We start from the raw sequence: 21,690 nt of genomic DNA, 5'->3' as shown, positions 1-21,690 counted from the left end.
GCTACCACAAAACTTATACCATGGGTCTGATTGAACAATGACTGATTTAGCTGAACTGGCCGTGCTACCGGCAACCACTGAACCTTTTACGGTATTGTATGAAGATGAGCAACTGCTGGTAGTGAATAAGCCGGCCAAATTGTTAACTGTACCGGGACGCCATCCGGCCAACCAGGATTGTTTAATTAACCGCGTGCAGCGCGAGTGGCCATCAGCCACAGTAGTTCACCGGCTTGATTATGATACCTCGGGTATCGTTTTACTGCCGCTGACCAAACGAGCACTGTCTGAACTGAGTAAACAATTTCAGGCACGAACTATTGTTAAACAATATCAAGCGGTGGTGTCTGGCGTGGTGGCGCTTAAGCGCGGCGAAATTAAGTTGCCGATTGCAGCTGACGAGGCAATGCGGCCACTTTATAAAATTTGCCAGCAAACTGGCAAAGCATCATTAACTCAATATCAGGTGCTTAGCCGCGATAGAAAAGCAGCAGAAAGCCGGGTGTTGTTAACCCCGGTTACCGGCCGTTCGCACCAATTACGCTTACATTTACAAGCAATAGGTCATCCCATTTTAGGCGATACCTTATATGGTACCCCTGAGGTTGCTGCCAAAGCCGGGCGTCTGCTGTTACATGCCTGCCATATTTGCTTTAACCACCCGCTTAGCGGCCAGCCCATTACCCTGAATGCTCCTGCCGATTTTCAATCGCTAAATTAGCGCTTACCGATAACAGGTTTGTTTGTTTATAAATTTTTGCTATTGGGTAATGAAATAGGTATAAGCAAGTCTATACTTAGTGGTCTGAGCGCTGTAAATGTTCTTATCTATTTACCTAGTTGCAGGTGCCTAAACTGATGACGCTAACACGAAATATTCATGTACTGGTGGTCGACGACGTCATACTGATGTGTGATTTCTTGTATGGTGTGGTCAATAAGGTTGCTGGCTGTCGTGCAATTAAAGCCCTGGATGGAAAAGCCGCTGCTGAATACCTGGGGAACGAACGTATTGATTTACTGATTACTGATATAGAGATGAAAGCCCCTTCTGGCTTAGAGCTGGCGCAGCGGGTACGCTCCGGTATGTTCAGTCAGACCCCATACGATATTCCGATTATTATCTTCTCTGGCAATGCCTATCGCGAAGTAATAGAACAAAGTATTGCTTTTGATGTTAATGATTTTCTGGTAAAGCCCATTACGTCGGCCGGTTTAACGGCCAAAATTCAGTATCATTTACAGCATAAGAAAGTGCTTAAACCGATGAGTCACTATGCGCAGCTTGTCGCTGACGTTGACTATGCGAAAGCCATTGAGCTACCAACAGAAGATCGCGCCTTTAGTGTTGCTATAGTACGTGAGCTGCCCGAACCTAAAGCAGATGACGTTGATCAACGCGAAGCGGCCAGTAAAGCGAAAGAAAAGAAAGAAAAGAAAGAGTTCCTGGTGTGGCCTGAACATGCCACTACCGGTTATTTCCAGCTTGATCGGCGTATGCGGAATTTCGCTTTTAATGTTAGTTGCTTCCACAACGTCTTTGTTGAAAATTGTAAGCCGGTTGCCATCGAAAGCGAGCGCAAGCGGGCCTGTGAAGCAGCAGACTATCTGTTTCATATTTCCAAAAACATCAAGCAGAAAGACAACCGGCGTGATTTCTGGCTACTGTTTCAGCAGCGTCTGGATAAGTTACAGCCTCATGTTAAGGAATTAAACAGTATCAATATTAAACATCATAGTCAGGTATTGGTGTTGCTGAAACGCCTGGCTTATTGGTGGATGCAAACTTGCAGCCGACCATTAATCCAGATAAATGAAGTAACACACGAGACCGCTGATGAATAAGCCCGCGAGCCTGGTGGTATTGGATTTGGCAATATTAATAGATATGTACGGTGATGACAGCGCCGACACCATTTGCCCGGCGTTAAGCCGCTTCCGAAGCGAAGCGTCCAAGTATATTAACCAGTTACAGCACGCCGTAGTGCAACAAGATCACGCTGAGATAGCCCGCCTGACACATAGCCTGAAAAGTATGGCTGGCCTGATAGGGGCTTGTCAGTTAATGGAGTGGAGCCAGTTAGTTGAGCAGGCAGCCAAACAGCGTGACCAGACAATGCTTGCCAACCATTTGCCTGAGCTGACTACTATCTGGGCGGCATTACAGACAGAACTGGCCAGTAGTTTGCTTCTGTATGGCTCGGCAGATGCTTAACCTGCTGTTTATAGATGATGATGCCTTTGTGCTAAGCGCCTATCAGCGAATGTTGCACAATGCAGCGTACCAATGCCAGTTTGTGCAGCAGCCAGAACACATTTGGTTGCTGCCTGAATTAGCAAATGTGGATATGGTACTGGTTGATCAACAAATGCCCGGTATTCGGGGCAGTGAGCTGCTGTGGCAATTGCAGCAGCGTTACCCGGCAATTAAACGGGTACTGATTACCGGTGATGTTGAGGCGGCTTTACAGCAGTTACCAGCGGAGTTGGTATTGGACGCTGTGCTGGCAAAGCCTTGCAGTAAAGCGACCTTAATCCAAAGCATAGCGGAGCTTGGTAGGAGTCTGCAACAATAAGATGACAAGCAATCGGTTCCGGCTCAACACCTTATTTTCACTTAGCCTGTGTTACAGCAGCTTGGCTATTGTGATGTTTGCTGCGCTGCTGGTGCTGCTGAATACGGTGCTATTTAACGATAGCGCAACTTATCGCTTTATCATGCTGCCAGACAGTGCGCTGGCGCTGCTGGCGGCTGTTCTGCTGCTTGTTGCGGCCATAACAGACCGACGCTATCTGCTGCTTATTGGCTTGGTAGTCATATTATTGCTTGCCATCGCCGGCTTAATCTGGCATTTGCCAGCAGCCGTTACCGATGAATTAAGCTGGTTAAGTGGCCAGAACCGGCTGCCCAAATGGCAGAGCATTGCCTTATTGCTGTTTTGTGTGCCCTGGCTTGGCTGGCTTAAGGCCAAACCGTTATCAGGCCAGAGGGTAGTTCTCTGGCTCAGGTTGTGGGCTAACCTGGGGGTGATCGGCTTGTGCTTAATGGTATTGCTGGCCCAATTCCCGTTTATCGCCGAAGCGTTTTACAGCTCAAGCCTTGCCGCCTCTGCCTATATGGCGCTGTACCTCATTATGCTGGCAATCGCCAGCATCTGCCTTACCCATATTAAGCGACGAACCACTACTCAGCATATGCCAACTCATGGTTGGTGGCTGGTAGGCTTTATCGCTTTGGGCTCTGTTTTATTATGGTTTAACTTTGCCTCTCAACTGCAAGCTGAAGTGCGCCAGACCGCTCATGGCCTGGCCGACAGATTACAGCACAGTATTGCTCAGGCAATCAGTGAGCAACAAGGTTTAATGTATCGGTTAGCTGAGCGGATAACGGCGGCAGATACGGTACTTTCCAGTAACTACTTTGATGTTGAGTTTAATAGTTATTTTCGGGATTACCCTTACATCGACTATTTAGCGGTAGTAGGTCAGGATGGTGTAGTGTTACATGCTAAAGCGCAAAACCAGACAAAATTGACCTGGTTTAATCAGTATTTGCAACTGCAAGCGGTTAAGTTCGGTGTGCCGCAGACACTGAGTCAGCAACCAAAGTTAAGCCTGTACTATGACAGCAGCATTGATCATGCGTTTATTATCGTAGGCCTGCCGGCAGCTAATCAGGCGGGAGTTAGTCAACTGGTCGCCAGTGTCGATACTGCTGATGCGCTGGCAGAGCTGTTGTTCAATGTCGCACCTGTCGGTTACTTTGTGCGGGTCGAGCACCCTGAGCAGCAACGGATTTTGTATGATTCAGTAATAAGTGAGCCCTTTACCAGCAAAGCCGGTACCTATCAGCTTAGTTTAATGGCTGAGCTACACTGGCGACTTAAAGTATTTACTAATTTGCAAACGCAGTCTCGGGGCACATTAGCTACTGCCGAGGTGAGCCTGTTAGCCGGTTGGCTGGCAACTGTGCTGGCGATGTTAAGTCAGGTACTTTATCAACAAAGCCAGCGCCACCGTATCCGCTTACTGGCAACGAACGACAAGTTGCGGCATAACATCAGTGAATTGCAGCGTTTGCAGTTACAACAGCAACAAATCATGAATAACTCTGCCGATATGATTTGCGTATTTGATAGTAAAGGCCGTTTTGTCGAAATTAGTGCCTCTTGTCAACACATCCTTGGTTACCGGGCAGATGAGTTGGTTGGCAAGGCATATATTGATTTTGTTCATCCCGACGACAAAGCCATTAGTGAAAAAGAAGCGTCTCAAATAGTAGATGTGGGTAAATTAGCGAGAGGCTTCAGAAACCGCTACATTCGCAAGGATGGCCAGGTAGTGCATTTAATGTGGAACGGTAATTATGTGCCCAGCCAGGGTTTAATGTATTTGATAGCCCGGAACTTTAACGACATCGTTAAGGCTGAACAGGAGTTACGGTTGTTTAAACGGGCGGTTGATGCCACCTCAAATGGTGTCATTATTGCCGATTTGACAAAACCTGATCAGCCAGTGAGTTATGTTAACGCTGCCTTTGAGAAATTAACCGGCTACAGTGCAGCTGAAATCATTGGCCAGAATTGTCGGGTGTTACAAGGTGCTGAACCCGATTATGTCGCGGTCAATCAAATGCGGCATGCTATAGCCAATCGGTTGGAATGCAGTGTGATACTTAAAAATTATCGTAAGGATAAAAGCTTATTTTGGAATCAGCTGTTTTTAGCGCCGGTACCGGATGATAGCGGCCAGATCAGTCACTATATTGGAATTCAAACCGACATGACTGGCCAGAAGCGCTATGAACAAGAGCTGGCTTATAATGCTTCACATGATTTATTGACGGGCTTGCCAAACCGCGCGTTATTAGAGGATAGACTGACCCAGAGTTATCAGATCAGCCAACGAAATCAACAGAAAGTCGCGATATTATTTATTGATTTGGATGGCTTTAAAATTATTAACGACAGCCTTGGCCATTTAAGTGGTGATGAAGTATTAAAATTGAGCTGCCAGCGAATTGGCTCTTGTATCAGACCGGGCGATACCCTGGCCAGAGTGGGGGGAGATGAGTTTGTACTTATGTTAACTGATCTGCGTTCCGTAGATGAAATCCCAGCAGTGACAGAGCGGATCCTGGCTGAGGTAGCTAAGCCAATGCTAATTAGTGGCCAGGAGTTGCATATCACCGCCAGTATTGGTGTGAGTGTATCTGATAATGAGTTGACAGAGCCGATGCACTTGGTACAGCAGGCTGATTTGGCGATGTATCGGGCTAAGCAGTTGGGGCGCAATAATTTTCAGTGGTACAGCAGCGAATTGGAATTGTCTTCAGGTAAGCAACTGAACTTAAGGGTTCAGCTTAAAAAGGCGATTGCCAACGAAGAGTTTGAGTTGTACTACCAGCCGCAGATTGATGCAATTAGTGGCGATGTGGTTGGGGTGGAAGCGCTGTTACGCTGGTTACACCCGGAATTAGGTTTTATCAGTCCTGAAGAGTTTATTCCGCTGGCAGAATCGACCGGCGAGATAGTACCGCTGAGTAACTGGGTGCTGAGCACCGCCAGTCAGTATAATCAGTCACTGATCGAGCGGGGCATTGCCTGCGTGGTGATGGCGGTAAATGTGTCGTCAATCCAGTTTGGCCGCGCTAATTTTGTTGAGCATTTACAAAACACTATAGTGGCAAATGACTTAGACCCCCGCTGGTTTGAGATAGAGTTAACTGAATCACTGTTATTTGACAATACCGAACAGGTGATTCTGAAGCTGCAACAATTGCGAGCACTGGGCGTAAAAATATCAATCGATGATTTTGGTACCGGCTATTCCAGCTTAAGTTACTTAAAACGTTTACCGATAGATAAACTGAAAATTGACCGCAGCTTTATCCGGGATATTGTGTCTGATAAACGTGATGCGGCGATCAGCAAAGCTATTATTAGCCTGGCCCACCACCTGGATATTAAAGTAATTGCAGAGGGGGTGGAGAACGAAGCGCAGGCCGCTTTATTACGCAAAAGCCTATGTGACGAATTTCAGGGGTTTTATTTTGCTAAACCAATGCCGGCAGCGAAACTAGAGCAGTATCTGCAGAATTATCAACAGAACCGGCTTATCCGCCCTGAGCAGGTAAGTGGCAGCAAAATTATTTTGCTGGTAGATGATGAAGATAATATTTTAAGTGCGTTATCCCGGGTGTTGCGCCGTGAAGGCTATCAGATCCTCAGTTGTACCAGTGCGATGCAGGCCTTTGAAATTCTCGCCTTGCATCAGGTGCAGGTCATTGTCTCTGATCAACGCATGCCAGGAATGAGTGGTACTGAATTTCTTAGCCAGGTAAAAGACATGTATCCTGATACGATCCGGATGGTGTTGTCGGGTTACACCGATTTGAAATCGGTTACCGAAGCGATAAATAAGGGCGCTATTTATAAATTTATGACTAAGCCGTGGCAGGATGACGAGCTGCGTCGGGAAATAAAAAAGGCCTTTTTGCAACATCAGCAGCAGGTAAATGCGAAAGCGGAGAACTTATGAAGCCATCAGCAGAGCCTGATATAGCGCAAGTTACTGAGCTGCAAGCTCAGCTGCAGGTGTTAAAAGAGCAGCTATTACAATCTGAAAAGCTGGCGTCACTGGGGCAACTTGCCGCCGGTGTAGCGCATGAAATAAATAACCCTATTGGTTATGTATCTTCTAACATGAAAATGCTGGCTGAATATTCCAGCAATTTAATACACCTGGTGAAATTACTTGGCCAGCAAGTGACAGAGGAATCGCGTAGCGCCTTGTGGGCGCACTTTGATTTTGATTATGTGTGTGCCGATTTGCCTAAACTGGTGCAGGAGTCCGAACAGGGGCTTGATCGGGTGGTGGAAATTATCCGTGATTTAAAGGATTTCTCCCATATTGAAGAAACTGAATTTGTTGAGGCTGATTTACACCAGGGTATCCAATCTACCCTTAATCTGGTCAGTAATGAGCTGAAGTATAAAGCTGAGGTGGTGAAAGACTTTACCGAGCTGCCAAAACTATACTGTATTCCTTCACAACTTAATCAGGTAGTGCTTAACCTGTTGCTAAATGCGGCGCAGGCTATTGAACAACATGGTATTATCCGGATAGGCACCGGCTTTGATGACAGGTGGGTGTGGTTTCAGGTAACTGATAATGGTAAGGGCATGAACAGTGCTGAACTGGCCAGGATATTTGAACCGTTTTATACCACCAAGCCTAAAGGGCAGGGTACCGGTTTAGGTTTATCGTTGTCTCGTAGTATCATCGAGAAACACCATGGCGTCATTGATGTCAGCAGTACGCCAGGCAGCGGTAGCTGTTTTACGGTGAAAATTCCACGGCAGTTGCCGGAATAAACAGCAGTAATGCTGCAAGCCTCAGCAGTTAACGGGCCAGCTGCTGTTCGGCGCTATTATAATAGGCCAGATGGCTAAGTGCTAAAATCGTGACAAACAGCAGGGCATTGGCCGGGGCTTGTAAGTTAAAGTCTACCGTATTGTGCAGTAACATATGCAGGTTTGCCATCATGCTACCAAAGGCAATGCCTTTATAAAACCGGGTATTGCGTCTGCGCATGGTTTGCAAACACAGCCACAACGCATAAAGTTGCCAGGCACCGAGCAACAGCGTCATCGGTATGCCAAGCTCTATGGCAAATTGCAGATAATCGTTGTGAGCGTGATCATAAAAACCGGTATAAAGACTTCGCTGATGTGCGGGGAATACCGTGTAAAAACTGCCTGCGCCAGTGCCGGTTAACCAGTGCTGTTGCAGTAAAGGTAAACTATCCCGTACAACTTCATCGCGGCTTTCGCTGCTAAAACTGGTTTCCAGCAGGCGCTGCTGCACTTTCTCTACCCCGAACATGGCACCAACAATCACTAAATCCAGCACAAAAATACTGATCACCAGTGGCTTAAGCAGGCGCGGTGGATTTTTATAATAAAAAATCGCCAGCAACGCCGTCACTGCCAGCGCAATAAAAAAAGCGCTGTTGCCCATGCGTGAACGGCTTAAAATCAAGCCTATTATCATAACAATTACCGCCAGGCGTAAGATCAGCTTGGTGCTTAGCATGGTGGCTAAAGCCGCACGTAGCCTGGCCCTAGTATTTCCTGGCTGTTTATCTGTCGCCAGCTCACTGACAATCCAGCCAATCGCCAGGCTAAGGCATAGCGCCAGGTAATTGGCGAAATGGTTCTGGTAGCCAAAACTACCGCGCGCGCGTTCAGCTTCCGCCACCGCAAATACCGGTGATAACTCAAGGCCTGCCAGATTAATCATGCTGCCATACGTCGCCTGCAAACAACCACTTATCACCAGCGCCAATACCAGCGTCTGCATCTGCGCGACGGTGCTGATATATTGACATAGCAGCCAGATAAACAGCAGCAAAAACAGACTGCGCTGCGCCAGCATCAGGCTTTGGTATGGATCGGCAGACTGAATACCAGGAATAAGCTGCAGCCCTTGCAGCAGCATGTAGCCGGAGGCTAAAGCGGGTATTGCTAAAAATAGCTTCATCCAGCTCGCACGCAACAAAGGTAAGGCAGCTTTAAAGGCATGTATGCAATGCAGCATAACCGTCAGTGCAATCAGGCTGTGTAATACCGACCAGGCCCAGATACGATTAGAGCCTAGCGGGATAGGGGCCCAAATCAGAATTAGGCCTAATAACAATGGAATAAAGCGATTAAAAGCGGTGTGTGTAGCCATTGTCATTGTTCACTGCTGACGCTGCATTGTGAGCTAAGGGATTAGAAAATAAAAAGGGCCGTTGGCCCTTTTTGCGATCTTGCTTAGTTGCCAGAAATGGTATTTCCGCCACCACCACCGCCGCCGCCAAAGCCCGGGCCACCCGGTGTCGGCAGATTTGCAGGTGTAACTGCATTGTTACGACGTACAGTTGCTGCGGTAGGTAAGGCTGTTTTGCTATCTGCAGCTATCTGAGCAACAGTGCTGGCATCAATACCGGCATTAACGGCCGACGTCAAAACAGCATCAAGTGCCGCCTGATCCCCTTGAGCGGCAGTTACCTGTTCAGCAATCAGTTGCTGGGCGTTTTGTGGTGTTGCAGTAAGCTGAGCAGCAAAATCAGCGTTGGCGTGCATATTATCCTGAGCTAATACCACACCTGAAAACATCATTATGGTACAAGCGGTACTTGCTAGCAGAGCGTTACGAAGCATCATGGGCATCTCCTTTTGGTTAAAAACTTGTTTACCAGTATAGTTGGTGTTGTCTGTTTTTACATCAGTAAATATAGATTATTATGTTAATTTTATTTTTAATACTTTTTTTGGCGAAAAATACCCATTAAAAACAATGCAATGAATTTGCTTGTGCTTTGGCTGGTTTGGGAGTAGCACCTCTTGCAAGCTGAATTTATTGTTTATTAAGTGTTAATTAATCTGCTGTTTAAGCCCGTTTTGCCATTTTACCGTCATAAAAATCCGTTAAATTGGGATTTTTAAGGTTACAAAAATGCAGCAATGCCAGGTGGAAAGGGATGAATGGCTATAGTTATATTCGTAAGTATTACATTAATTAATTCTACTTAAATCATAGGTTTAATGAAATCTAATGTTTTAATGCCTTTGTGTATCTGTCTTTTTGATGTAAAGTTGTTTCTTTGGTGTTAAATATATGTCAAGCCGATAGGGGGTGCTATGTCTTCATTTATATCTGCTGTGAGATCCTCTGGCGTGATCAAGGCGGTGATACCTGTCGCTGGCCTGGGTACGCGCATGTTGCCTGCTACCAAGGCGATGGCAAAAGAGATGTTGCCAGTGGTAGATCGGCCTTTAATTCAGTATGTGGTGCAGGAAGCGGTGGCGGCTGGCATTACTGAGATTGTACTGGTAACACACTCGTCAAAGAACAGTATAGAAAACCATTTTGATACCAGCTTTGAACTTGAAGCTACGCTGGAAAAGCGGGTTAAGCGGCAATTGCTGGCAGAAGTACGAGCGATTGTTCCGAAAAACGTCACTATTATTTCGGTCCGGCAACCAGTCGCGCTGGGGCTGGGGCATGCTATTTTATGCGCCCGGCCGGTGGTTGGTAACAACCCCTTTGCTGTATTGCTGCCGGATGTGCTCGTTGATCAGTACCATTGCAATCTGAACAAAGACAACCTGGCTGCGATGATCGCGCGTTTTAGTGCTAAACACGCCAGCCAGATCATGGTTGAGCCTGTACCGCAGGACCGGGTACACCAATATGGCATCGTCGATTTACAAGGCTCCGATTTAGGTGCGGGTTGTACGGCGAAAATTTATGACATGGTGGAAAAGCCGGCTGAGGACGATGCGCCCAGCAACTACGCCATTACCGGGCGCTATGTGCTGTCAGCGGCATGCTGGGATTTGCTGGAGTTTACCCCGCCAGGTGCCGGTGATGAAATTCAACTGACGGATGCACTGCACCAGCTGCGACTGATAGAGCAGCTAGAAGCCTATCGGATTGTTGGCAAAAGCCATGACTGTGGTACCAAGCTGGGGTTGTTAACGGCCAACATGGAATACGGCTTGCGTCATCCAACGCTGGGTGCACCTTTACAGGCCAATCTGCAAAAATTTATTGGCGAGTCACAAAAAAGGGTAGAGCTTGGGCTGGCTTTTGCGCAGTCATAGTTGCGCTATGGTCTGGGATGGGAATGAGTGCAAGAGAAAGGTTGTTAAGCAGATGAAATATTTAGTCACCGGCGCCGCTGGTTTTATTGGTATGCATACCGCAGAAGCGCTGTTGCGGCAGGGCCATAAGGTGGTTGGTATCGATAATTTGAACCACTATTATGATCCAAGATTGAAATTGGCACGGTTGCAGCGGTTAGCGGCCTACAGCAATTTCAGTTTCGTGAGGTTGGACCTGGCAGACAGACAAAGCGTGGCAACGCTGTTTGCAAACGAGCAATTCAGCCGGGTTATCCATTTGGCAGCACAGGCTGGTGTGCGTTACAGCATTGAAAATCCGATGGCGTATGTCGACTCAAACTTAGTTGGCATGATGACCATTTTAGAAGGCTGCCGCCACAATAAGGTAGCGCATCTGGTATATGCCAGTTCAAGCTCGGTGTATGGTAATCAGCTGAAGGTGCCTTTTAGCGAAACTGATCCGGTAGACACCCCTGTCTCGCTATATGCAGCCACTAAAAAATCGAATGAGCTAATGGCGCATACTTATAGCCATTTATATCAGTTGCCCACCACCGGTTTGCGGTTTTTTACGGTATATGGCCCCTGGGGGCGGCCTGATATGGCACCCTGGTTATTTACCGAAGCAATAAGTCAGAATAAAGCGATTAACGTGTTTAATAACGGCAACTTAATGCGCGACTTTACATTTATCAGTGATATTGTTGAGGGGATCCTGCGGGTGCAGGACGTATTGCCAGATGCAGTACAAGGTGTGCCCTATAAGTTGTATAACATCGGTAATAATCAACCGGTTAAACTGGAAAGCTTTATCAGCACCATTGAGCAGGCGCTGGGCAAAGTTGCACAGAAGCACTACCTGCCGATGCAGGACGGCGACGTTTACCAGACTTATGCCGATGTCAGCCGTCTGCACGATATTACCGGTTTTGCGCCCCAAACCTCGCTGGCTGACGGCATGAGGCAGTTTACCACCTGGTATCAGGGTTATGTGGGAGCGAAAGTGGCATGATAACGCCAGATTTTGACACGGTAAATGTTGGCGGGATCCGCACTGCCTGCGTCGGCAGAAAAGAGCTCGCTGCCTTGGTTGGTAACATTTGCGAAGGGTATGCGCAACGTCACCAGGCAGCGCCCTTTGTTATTTTTAGTAATAACGGCCATGCTATTTCCATTTACAATGCTGATAAACAAGCGCGTGAACAAATGGACCAGGCTGATTTAGTGCACGCCGATGGCCAGAGTGTGGTGAGTTTTTCCCGTTGGTTTAAGCACGCCAGGGCGGTGCCGGAACGCACCGCCACCACAGATATGATCCACGATATTCCAAACTTTTACCCGGGCACGTTAAAGCACTTTTTGCTGGGCGGCAAAGCGGCTTCGGTTAGCAAAGCGGCCGATATTCTTGGCCAAACCTATGCCAATTTTCAGGTGGTAGGCCATCAGCATGGTTATTTTGGCGATGCCGAAGAAGCGGCGATTTGTGACGCTATTAATGCGGCAAAACCCGATGTGCTGTGGGTGGGGCTGGGTAAGCCGAAAGAACAGCTCTTCTGTATTCGTAACAAGTCCCGTTTAACCGTGCCGGTGATTATTAGTTGTGGCGGTTGTTACAATTATATTACCGGTGAATACCCGCGGGCACCGATGTGGATGCAAAATGCGGGGTTAGAGTGGTTGTTCCGGATGGCGAAGGATCCGCGTAAGTTGTTTGTGCGTTACCTGCTGACTAATCCGCACGCTATTTATTGTGTGCTTAAGCATGGGTTGGCAAAGCAAGGTTAATATTTTGACTCAAGCGCAATTGGAAACAACAGAGAATATGAAACAACTTAAAGTTGTCATCGGTATACCCACTTTTAAACGGCCGCAGGGCGTGGCGCGTTTACTGCACTCTATTAGTCGGCAAGTTATCGATTGCCGGTTTGAGGTGTTAGTTGCTGACAACGAGGGGGACAAGGGTGTTGGTTTGTTTACCGTGCAACAGATACTGGCTGAGGGTTATCCGCTGCCGCTAAAAGCTATAGCGGTTAATGAACGGGGGATCTCGCAAGTGCGTAATGCACTGATGCACGAGGCGTTTGACAACATGCAGGCCGACTTGCTGGCGATGGTTGATGATGATGAGTGGGTTGAACCGCAGTGGCTGGCCTCATTGGTTAAAGTGCAGCAACAAACAAATGCAGATGTGGTTGGTGGTAGTGTGGCACCGGATTTTGAAGTCGTGCCACCCAATTGGGCCAAGGGGTTGTATATTTATTATCAATCAGATGCAACTTACTCTGGTCCGGTCGGGCTTATCGACGGTACGACAAATGTTTTGCTAAGTCGCAATATCGTTGATGCTTACCCTGAAGAAAGGTTCGACCCGTTTTACTCCCTGGTGGGCGGGGGGGATAAAGAGTTTTTCACCCGGATTAAACGCCGTGGAGCAACCTTTGCTTTTGCTCATGAAGCGAAAGCCCATGAAATTTTTGGTGCGTCACGTTTAACCAAAAAGTGGGCGATAGAGCGCTCTTACCGGATTGGTGCCGGTGATATCCGGATTATCAGTAACACGAGCCCGGGCGCTGGCGTTTGGTTGCGCGAAGCCGCCAAATTAACCTCTGCGTTAGTATTGTCCTCGATGTTATGGCTGCTGATGGCGGGCATCCCGCATAAAAAAATGCAGGCCCGGCTAAAAATAGCCAGGCAGCTGGGCAAGCTCAGTGCATTAAAAGGATCGCAAAAAGCGGTGTACGCCGAAACTCATGGCTCCTGAGCGAAAAGGTGAGTAGTTGATTAGTTTAAGAGATGGCTTAGTCCGGATAAACCTGTACAGCCTTGCCAGAATGCTGGTTGTTGTTGTTATCTCCTTTACCTATATTGGCTTATCGCCGTTCAGTACGCAGCATGAAATTGAGCTGGAGGCAACAGGTGGAACTAATGCTATTCGCCAACTGGTGTTTATCGCTGTTTTCTTTTTATCTTCCTGTTGCTTTTATGCACTTGGCAAACTTAGCGATGTGAAAAAAATACTGCCTTTTTTGTTGTTATGTATCTGGGTGGTGCTGTCAATTTCATGGTCAGCAGAGCCAGCTATCTCGGTGCGCAGATTACTGCTGTTTCTGATAACGGCCTCTACGGTTTTTATGTTGGTAAGTATTATTCGGTTAGATGATATGGTTGATACCCTGGCCTACTTACTGGCGGCATTGGTTATCATCAGTGTTATGTCGGCATTTATTGTGCCTGGCGCAGTACATACCGGCACTGACTTTTTTGGTGCGGGGATAGATGGCAACTGGAAGGGGGTTTTCTATCATAAAAATGCCGCAGGACCGGCCACGGTGTTTTGTATATTCCTGGCACTACAGCAATACTTTAAATCACATAACTATGGATGGTTACTGATTGTCCTTCTCGCCATCTTTTTTATCTATATGACAAAATCAAAAACCAGTATGGGGCTGTTAGTACCCTCTATTATGCTTGGTATTTTTGCCGTTAAGGTATCTGCACACCGGCTTTATAGCAAGATTTTAGCATTGACCATAACCATCTCTGTGTTGTTGTTGCTGGCGTTAAGTGAGCAGCTGGTAGAAGCCTTTATCCGGATATTTAACAGCCCGGAAGCCTTTACCGGCAGAGCGACAATCTGGGAGTTACTCTATTTTGCGATAGTGGATAATTTCTGGCTTGGTATGGGCTATGGCGCAGTGTGGTCGGTAGGTGATGGTATGAAGTTAGCCGACTATGCGCGTGGTTGGGTTGAATGGGTATTCACTCTTACCGGAGGACACAGTGGTTATCTGGATGTATTCGCCGCGCTTGGCGTAATCGGCTTTGTGCTGTCTGTCTGGGCGTTTATGCTGCATCCCTTTTTAAAGTTAGGCGCTGTTGGTGCGACAAGCCGATCTTACTTATTTTTTATTTTCAGTACCTTTGCTTTTTTTCTGGGCAGGAATTTTCTGGAAAGTGGCTTTTTAAATGCAGATAACGGTACCTGGCTCTGTTTTTTGTTTTGCTATTTTATTTATTACATCAGGGTTGTTGGCGCAAAATAACCTTTATCCTAAGGGACGTGGTAGCTTTTGGACAGTAACAAGCAGTTAGTCAAAAACGTTTTTATCTTAGTGACCGGTACCGCCGGGGCTCAGGCTATTACCATGCTGGCGTCGCCTTTTATTACCCGGCTATACGGCCCAGAGGCGTTTGGCGTGTTAGGGGCTTTTTTAGCTGTTGTGATGGTGTTAAGCCCGGTTGCAGCACTGTGTTATCCCATTGCTATTGTCCTGCCACGGCAAGATAGCGAAGCGAGGCAAATTGCACGACTCAGCGCTGTACTGGCGTTGTTGCTGGCGACAGCCGTTGCGTTACTGTTGTGGTGTGCCGGTAAACCGTTGTTGCACAGCTTAGGGTTGGCGGCTATCGATGCTTTTATGTTATTGATCCCGCTGGCGATGCTGTTCTCAGCCCTGCAGCAGATTTTGCAGCAATGGTTAATCCGCAACAAACGCTTTAAGGTGACAGCCAAAGTGGCGTTTTTGCAGTCTGTTATCGTCAACAGTGCCAAAGTGGGCCTTGGCTGGTTTAACCCGATAGCAGCGGTATTAATTATTATTGCCACCCTTGCCCATGCCTTACATGCAGTGCTGTTATTCATCGGAGCCAAAGGCACCCTGGCGGGGCCCGCCGTTGCCAAACAGCAACAGGCGGGGATCTGGCAGTTAGCTAAAAAGTATTACGACTTTCCGTTGTATCGGGCACCGCAGGTTTTTATTAATGCGATATCGCTCAGTTTACCCGTGCTGATGCTAATGAGTTTCTTCGGCCCGGCTGCTGCTGGCTTTTATGCGCTGGCCAAAACCATTTTGGCGATGCCGGCAAATTTACTGGGTAAAGCCGTGGCTGATGTATTTTATCCACGGATAACCGAAGCGGCTAATAACGGTGAAAATGTTGCGGTGTTGCTACGTCAGGCAACATGGGCGCTGGCGGGATCAGGGGCTATACCATTTGCGACAATTGTGATTGCCGGGCCATGGCTGTTTGGCTGGGTTTTTGGCGCCGACTGGACCGCATCTGGTGAGTATGCCCGTTGGATGGCGCTGTGGTTATATGCTGGTTTTCTTAACCGGCCCAGTGTAGCGGCTATTGCTACCTTATCGTTGCAAGGTTTTTTCTTGTGCTATGAAATCATCAGTGTGTTGCTTCGGGCCGCCGCTCTGGTGGTCGGTTTTGTGCTGTTTAACAGCGATATTATTGCCGTTATGCTGTTTTCTCTGGTTAGTGTGGCGCTTAATCTGTTTTTGATTGGGTTCACCTTTGCTAAAGCGGTGACGGTGGAGCATGGTTTGCGATGAGTGACTTTATTTTTTCAGCGGCACCATTAGCTCAATTTGTAGCCGAATCCGCCTTGCAAGGTATCTACAGTTCAACTCGGCCTGAGGTGGAGTTTATCAGTGGTAACTGGGGCTGCCTTGCCTATACGCCGAATTTGTATCATGGCTTTAAGCCGCTGCAGACAGAGCAGCACATCTTATTAGTCATAGGAGGGCCGGTGCTGACTTTCACTGACAACGGCTTCTTAGCTGAACCGGACAGCGATAAAGGTAGCCAGGCGCTGTATCAGCGTTGGTTAAGCGGCGACCTGCAGTGGGATACTGATCTTAGCGGGCCTTTTGTGGTTGTGATTGTCGATAAACAACAGCAGACGCTAAGTTGTATAACCGATTTAATGATGTTTATTCCGGTGTATCAGTATCATAAGCCAGAGCAGCTGCTGTTATCTACGCATGTTGATATCCTGGCTCAATGTAGCGGGCAACGTACCCAGTTCGATCTGGTGTCGGTAGCCGACTTTGTGCTGAACGACGTGATAACTTACCCTTACACTATGTATAGCGCCATTCGCCAGTGTGCGCCGGCGGCACAACAGCTCTATCGGCTGCAGCAGAGCATTAAATGTGATGTCCGGCCTTACTGGCAACCGCAGGAAAATAACCCCTATCACGATATTGATGCCGCCGCCGCCGCCCTGCGGGCAGGTTTGCGGCATTACGTCAGCCATGTTGTTCAAACCAGTGATAAGGTCGCACAATTTATCAGCGGCGGGGAAGACTCCCGCGCCTTGTCGGGTTTACTGGCCGATTACGGCGGGCGCGATGCCTTTGTGTTTCTGGATAGCCTTAACCGTGAGGGCGAAATAGCGCAGCAGGTAGCGGCTGCTTACGGCTCAAGCTTTAACCTGAAGTTGCGCAAGGCTGGCTACTATCTCGATATATTACCGGCGGCCAGTAAGTTGATTGGAGCCGGCCACCAGTATATGCATGCTCATACTCTGGGCTTTTATCAGGATTGCAAACTGGCGCAATATCAGGCTGTGTTTGGTGGTTACCTGGCAGACTCGCTGCTAAAAGCACCCTATGCCAATAAAAAAGGCGGTAGCCGAAAATTTCCGTTTATTCCTGAGCGTGTCGTGCCGGGCGAGAGCCGTACCACAGCCACTAAGCATGCCTTTTTTAACGCCAAGGTGTTACAGCAACTGGATGCCAGAAGGTTGGCGCATATGCAACGGATTCAGCAGATCCGGCCGCAGTCGGCGCATGAATGGTTTGTGTTGTGGCCAAGTACTATGCGGGTGGCCTTGCCGAATCTTTATTGCAACAGACGTTTATTCAGATCCTATGAACCTTTTATGTGTCAGCAAGTCGTCAAAATTGCCGCAGCTGTTCCTGCCGACTGGAAGTTAAATCGCAGGTTGTTTCACAGAGGGTGTAAACCATTTTTGCGCAAGAGTAAGTGGATACTGCATGCTGACGGGCGTTTGCCGTATTGGAGTTGGTGGCAAAATATGCCGGTTCAGCTGCTGATTTGGAGCTGGCGCCATCTGGCGAAAAAGCTTGGTCTGGTGCGTGGCAATCAGGATTCCTGGACGGACTTGCAATCATTGGCCAGCACGCCACAGTGGTTGCAGCTGGAGCGGCAAACGCAGGCCAGTTTAGGCTATGTGCAAGCGCTGATTAATACCGAGGGTAGCACTGTGCCCACACTTGAGCTGTTCAGTCGCTCTAAAAAGATTAACCTGTTTCAGGTATTGTATTTCATTGAAAAATCTCATCTTTAACGTTATCAGTGCTGCTGCTTTCAGTACTGTGCTGGCACTGGCCGTTAGTCCGGCGTTGGCCGAAGGGTTGGCTGATGCCTATCAGGATAAATTTCATATTGGCACCGCCATTTCTCCCGGGAGTTTGTTCGATAAGGAGGTGATGCAGTTGGTTAACGCCGAGTTCAATTCGGTTACCGCGGAAACCAATATGAAGTTAAGGCATCTGGCAGCCAGTCAGCGGACCTACGATTTTAACTGGTCTGACCGTTTTGTGGCACAAGGACTGGCCAATAAGCAGTTTGTGGTGGGGCATACCCTGATTTGGCACAGAAGTTTGCCCGCCTGGTTTTTTCAGCAGCCCGATGGCGCCAGGCCAAGCCGGGCGCAGCTGCTTGCCAGCATGCGACAGCATATTTATACCCTGGTGGGGCGATATCGCGGCCAGGTAAACGGCTGGGACGTGGTCAATGAAGCCTTTAATTTTGACGGGGCATTTCGTAGCAGCCCCTGGCTTGACATTATTGGTGAGGACTATATTGAGCACGCTTTTGCGTTTGCTCACCAGGCGGACCCCGAGGCAGAGTTGTATTACAACGATTACGGCTTGGTTAACCCGCAGAAACAAGAGGCGGTGGTTGCATTAATTAAGCGAATGCAAAAAAAGGGCATACCTGTTCATGCTGTGGGTATTCAGGGCCATTATAGTTTGTCTTATCCCGATCTACAGACTCTGGATAATACTATCGCCCGTTTTGCCAAGCTAGGCGTTAAGGTTATGATCAGTGAATTAGATGTGTCTGTTTTGCCGTTTCCAGGGCCGGAAGAGCGGGGGGAAGATGCAGAGATTGATAGTAAAAGAGCGCAGCAGCTTGACCCTTATCCTGAGCAATTGCCGGACGAGGTTATGTCGCAGTTCACGCAGCGGTATGTTGATTTGTTCTGTGTGTTTTTAAAACATCACGCTGCCATCAGCCGGGTCACTTTCTGGGGGGTAAGCGATGCCCGCAGCTGGCGCAACGACTGGCCGTTAACAGACCGCACCGATTACCCTTTGCTGTTTGACCGGGAATTAAAGCCTAAACCAGTGCACCAAGAACTGATTAAATTGGCTTCATCATATCAGAAAGTTTGTCCGCTCACGGGCAATAACAAGGACGAGTAATGCCAGCGCAACCTCTGTTCAGCATCGTTATACCGTCGTATAACAGAGCACATTCATTAGCCAATGCCATTGACTCGGTGCTGGCGCAAAGCATTAGTGATTTTGAAGTACTGATTGTCGATGATGGCTCAGTTGATCACACCGCTGACCTGATTGCTGCTGTGCAGGACTCCAGAGTCCGCTATATCAAACAGGCAAATGGTGGGGCAACCAAGGCCCGCAATAAGGGTATTACAGCGGCACGCGGCCGCTATATTGCTTTTCTGGATTCAGATGATACTTTTCTACCCCGGCATCTGGAACAGTCGTTGCCAGTGCTGCAGGCGTCGGAGAAAAACTGTGTCTACTCGCAAGTTATCGTCGAGCGTGGCAACAATGTGCGGTTTTTAAAGCCTGCTCGCGCCATTAAGCAGCACGAAAATATCTCAGATTATTTACTATGTTATAAGGGCTTTGTACCAACTATTACGTTGGTGCTGCCGTCCGCTCTGGCTAACTCAGTACTATACGATGAAAACATTGGCTATGGTGACGATATTGATTTTGCTATCCGTTTAGCGGCCCATGGCGGCAGGTTTGTTATGCTAAAAGAGCCTGGTGCTATCTGGCAGGACTGCTGGAGCGACAGCCGTTTATCCAGCACTATTGATCCGCAGCAACGTTTAGCCTGGTTAAATAAGGTTAAACCCTTGCTGACTAACAAAGCCTATTTTGCCGTATTGGGCCGTTCAGTGGCGAAAGGTTACGCCCAGACGGGGCAAAAGTGGAAGGGGTTTGGCTACTACTTCAGATCATTATGGCATGGCGGCTTTACGCCTAAAACGGCGGTAATGTATTTTTTCCAGATATTGCTGTCAGCGAATCAGTACCGCCATTTTTCTGACTTCCTGGCCAAGCTGGGGCTGCGGCCTTAGTCCCGCTTTAATTAGCCACACGTTATTGATAGCGGCCTTATTTATTAAGAGAGTAACTATGTTTAACAAAGTACTTTTTGTGCTGGATATTAAAATTGTGCTTGGTGCCATGACCCGTTTTTTAAGTGACGACGCCTTTTGCAAAATGGTATTTTTTTTAAAGAACCGGCGTTTGCTTAACCTGGCAGAGCCCCGAACCTTTTCTGAGAAGCTGTACTGGTTAAAACTGCGTACTGATATGGCGTCGCTTTCCCGCTATGCAGATAAAGTGGCGGTACGACATTATGTTCAGGAAAAAATAGGTGCAGATGTGCTGGTACCCGTTATCGGCATATATGCTACTGCCGAGCAGTTTAACCTGGCTGCTATGCCTGAGCGCTTTGTACTGAAATTAAATAGTGCATCCGGCTTTAATCTGATAGTGACCGATAAAACGCGTTATAGCGAAGCGCAAATCCGCCGCTTAATCAGTAAATGGCTGCAGGTTGATTTTTATCGTATCACTCGCGAACGGCAGTACCAACCGATAACAAATAAGGTGATAGCCGAGCACTTTCTTGATGTTGAACAGGGCAAAGCTTTACTTGATTATAAGGTGTATTGTTTTAACGGTCAGCCTGAAATGATCCAGGTTATTTCTGAACGTAGTGGTTTTGCGCAAAGCCACACCTATTATGATGTGCAGTGGGATCTGCTGGATATTTACCGCAAGGAATATGGGGCAGGCCAGGCGTTGGCAAAGCCTGAAAAATTAGCCGAATTGCTGGCTTATGCCGCGGCGCTGGCGCAAGACTTCAGCTTTAGCCGGATAGATTTTTATATTATCAAGCAGAAAATTTACTTTGGTGAAATCACCTTTATACCCGCAAATGCCAATCTGCAGTTTTTGCCGGCAGCTAAAGATTTGGCATTAGCCCGCAAAATCAGCATATCGGAATAAGGGGGTATTCAGCTGTGCCAGTTTACAGGTTCTAAAGTGGTGTAGCGTCTTGTCACTAAGTGGAGCTGGCAGGAGCGGGCGGTGTTTTGGTTAGTCGGGGCGTAATAAGCAGGGTCGTGGTTAATCTGGATAGTTCGAGCAGGGCATTGTCAAGAAAGTTTACAGTGTCAGGCAGGCCCTGCACCAGGCAGGGCCTGCGCCGCATAGTTACTTAGCGTTGTTGCTTAGCTTTTTTCTGCGGCTGGCACCCAGCCCTGCCAGAGCCAGGCCAAACAGGGCTAGTGTACCAGGAGCTGGGATACTGGTGGCGTCGCTTACGGTAAAAAAGTTGTAAGTAAAGGTGCTGCTGTCACCCTCAAAGCTGGATACGGCCAGCCAGTCACCGCTCAACCAGCTATTGCCAGTTAAAAATTCGCGCACGTCGCCGCTCCAGAAATCAATACCACTGATAGTCGGATCAGTCTGCCAGTTTTCAACATCGTCCCAGGCAACAAAAGCATACCATGAGGTTACCGCCTGCCACTCGTCAGCAACGGTGTTGTAATAGTAAAACTCGGTAAACCACTCAAGCAGCGCCAGGTCCCAGCCGCTCGCCTCATCACCATTATCTGTAGTGCGATCCAAGGCGCTAATATCAAGACGGCTGGCAATCCGGATGTCGTCTAATGAACCAAAAACAGTCTGTTCCAGCAGGGTTGAACCCGGGCTGTAAGGCGTTGGAAATCCGCCGATGTCGCCCGCCCCCGGTGCCAGATAACTGACTGCACCAGGTAAAACGTCGGTAGCTGATACCTGAATTAATGCTGCCTGACTGGACAAGCTGAAGCATAACGCTGCGATGGATAAAGTGCTTTTTAACGAGATTTTCATGTTTATCACCATTGTTGTAAATACTGAAAACATATATG

At 48.0% G+C, this 21,690-nt stretch carries 19 protein-coding genes; 16 read left to right on the top strand and 3 right to left on the bottom strand.

The window, feature by feature from the left end:
* The first annotated feature begins 37 nt into the window (after positions 1 to 37).
* The 6 genes from WG68_RS02460 (at position 38) to WG68_RS02435 (ending at position 7,376) form a co-directional block, all read left to right on the top strand.
* Positions 38 to 721, top strand: coding sequence for an RluA family pseudouridine synthase (locus WG68_RS02460; protein ID WP_046556074.1), 684 nt, complete (start codon positions 38 to 40; stop codon positions 719 to 721).
* A 137-nt stretch (positions 722 to 858) separates the two neighbouring features.
* Positions 859 to 1,845 (top strand): response regulator, encoded by a 987-nt coding sequence (locus tag WG68_RS02455; RefSeq protein ID WP_046556073.1) that lies wholly within the window; start codon positions 859 to 861, stop codon positions 1,843 to 1,845.
* Complete coding sequence (locus tag WG68_RS02450) at positions 1,838 to 2,215, top strand: Hpt domain-containing protein (RefSeq protein ID WP_046556072.1); 378 nt, start codon at positions 1,838 to 1,840, stop codon at positions 2,213 to 2,215. Before WG68_RS02455 ends, WG68_RS02450 begins: the two co-directional genes overlap by 8 nt.
* Positions 2,208 to 2,576 carry a response regulator gene (locus tag WG68_RS02445; RefSeq protein WP_046556071.1) on the top strand — a complete coding sequence of 123 codons (369 nt, stop codon included), beginning with the start codon at positions 2,208 to 2,210 and terminating at the stop codon, positions 2,574 to 2,576. The genes WG68_RS02450 and WG68_RS02445 overlap by 8 nt, the downstream gene beginning before the upstream one ends.
* A gap of 1 nt (position 2,577) precedes the next feature.
* On the top strand, positions 2,578 to 6,540 hold the full coding sequence (locus WG68_RS02440) for an EAL domain-containing protein (protein WP_046556070.1): 3,963 nt from the start codon (positions 2,578 to 2,580) through the stop codon (positions 6,538 to 6,540).
* Positions 6,537 to 7,376: a sensor histidine kinase gene (locus WG68_RS02435; RefSeq protein WP_046556069.1), complete on the top strand. Its 840-nt coding sequence runs from the start codon at positions 6,537 to 6,539 to the stop codon at positions 7,374 to 7,376. Before WG68_RS02440 ends, WG68_RS02435 begins: the two co-directional genes overlap by 4 nt.
* Before the next feature lie 28 nt (positions 7,377 to 7,404).
* Here the strand turns inward: WG68_RS02435 and WG68_RS02430 are convergent, their stop codons facing one another.
* Positions 7,405 to 8,742, bottom strand: coding sequence for an O-antigen ligase family protein (locus WG68_RS02430; RefSeq protein WP_052748922.1), 1,338 nt, complete (start codon positions 8,740 to 8,742; stop codon positions 7,405 to 7,407).
* 77 nt (positions 8,743 to 8,819) lie between these two features.
* The gene (locus WG68_RS02425; protein WP_046556068.1) at positions 8,820 to 9,212 is read right to left on the bottom strand and encodes a hypothetical protein; all 393 of its coding nucleotides are present in this window, start codon (positions 9,210 to 9,212) and stop codon (positions 8,820 to 8,822) included.
* A gap of 477 nt (positions 9,213 to 9,689) precedes the next feature.
* Between WG68_RS02425 and galU the strand changes: the two genes are divergently transcribed.
* Genes galU through WG68_RS02375 form a run of 10 tightly spaced genes read left to right on the top strand, consistent with a single transcriptional unit; the run spans position 9,690 to position 20,782 of the window.
* Positions 9,690 to 10,655 carry a UTP--glucose-1-phosphate uridylyltransferase GalU gene (galU, locus tag WG68_RS02420; RefSeq protein WP_046556067.1) on the top strand — a complete coding sequence of 322 codons (966 nt, stop codon included), beginning with the start codon at positions 9,690 to 9,692 and terminating at the stop codon, positions 10,653 to 10,655.
* Between the two features lie 52 nt (positions 10,656 to 10,707).
* Positions 10,708 to 11,688, top strand: coding sequence for an NAD-dependent epimerase (locus tag WG68_RS02415; protein WP_046556066.1), 981 nt, complete (start codon positions 10,708 to 10,710; stop codon positions 11,686 to 11,688).
* A complete protein-coding gene (locus WG68_RS02410; RefSeq protein ID WP_046556065.1) occupies positions 11,685 to 12,461 on the top strand; it encodes a WecB/TagA/CpsF family glycosyltransferase in 777 nt (258 codons plus the stop codon). Before WG68_RS02415 ends, WG68_RS02410 begins: the two co-directional genes overlap by 4 nt.
* Before the next feature lie 37 nt (positions 12,462 to 12,498).
* Complete coding sequence (locus WG68_RS02405) at positions 12,499 to 13,437, top strand: glycosyltransferase family 2 protein (protein ID WP_161796342.1); 939 nt, start codon at positions 12,499 to 12,501, stop codon at positions 13,435 to 13,437.
* 16 nt (positions 13,438 to 13,453) lie between these two features.
* A complete protein-coding gene (locus WG68_RS02400; RefSeq protein WP_152663012.1) occupies positions 13,454 to 14,722 on the top strand; it encodes an O-antigen ligase family protein in 1,269 nt (422 codons plus the stop codon).
* Positions 14,723 to 14,749: 27 nt separating this feature from the next.
* Positions 14,750 to 16,021 (top strand): lipopolysaccharide biosynthesis protein, encoded by a 1,272-nt coding sequence (locus WG68_RS02395; RefSeq protein ID WP_046556062.1) that lies wholly within the window; start codon positions 14,750 to 14,752, stop codon positions 16,019 to 16,021.
* Positions 16,018 to 17,784, top strand: coding sequence for an asparagine synthase-related protein (locus WG68_RS02390; RefSeq protein ID WP_052748921.1), 1,767 nt, complete (start codon positions 16,018 to 16,020; stop codon positions 17,782 to 17,784). The genes WG68_RS02395 and WG68_RS02390 overlap by 4 nt, the downstream gene beginning before the upstream one ends.
* On the top strand, positions 17,765 to 18,928 hold the full coding sequence (locus WG68_RS02385; protein WP_046556061.1) for an endo-1,4-beta-xylanase: 1,164 nt from the start codon (positions 17,765 to 17,767) through the stop codon (positions 18,926 to 18,928). The genes WG68_RS02390 and WG68_RS02385 overlap by 20 nt, the downstream gene beginning before the upstream one ends.
* A complete protein-coding gene (locus WG68_RS02380; protein WP_046556060.1) occupies positions 18,928 to 19,842 on the top strand; it encodes a glycosyltransferase family 2 protein in 915 nt (304 codons plus the stop codon). Before WG68_RS02385 ends, WG68_RS02380 begins: the two co-directional genes overlap by 1 nt.
* 58 nt (positions 19,843 to 19,900) lie before the next feature.
* The gene (locus WG68_RS02375; protein WP_046556059.1) at positions 19,901 to 20,782 is read left to right on the top strand and encodes an ATP-grasp fold amidoligase family protein; all 882 of its coding nucleotides are present in this window, start codon (positions 19,901 to 19,903) and stop codon (positions 20,780 to 20,782) included.
* Positions 20,783 to 20,989: 207 nt separating this feature from the next.
* On the opposite strand, the gene WG68_RS02370 is transcribed toward WG68_RS02375, so the two are convergent.
* Entirely contained in the window at positions 20,990 to 21,652 is a 663-nt protein-coding gene (locus WG68_RS02370; RefSeq protein WP_046556058.1) for a PEP-CTERM sorting domain-containing protein, read from the bottom strand.
* Between the last annotated feature and the right edge of the window lie 38 nt (positions 21,653 to 21,690).

It is taken from the genome of Arsukibacterium ikkense, from assembly GCF_000987775.1.
Lineage (GTDB): Bacteria > Pseudomonadota > Gammaproteobacteria > Enterobacterales > Alteromonadaceae > Alishewanella > Alishewanella ikkense.
This window is presented reverse-complemented; position numbering and strand designations above follow the sequence as displayed.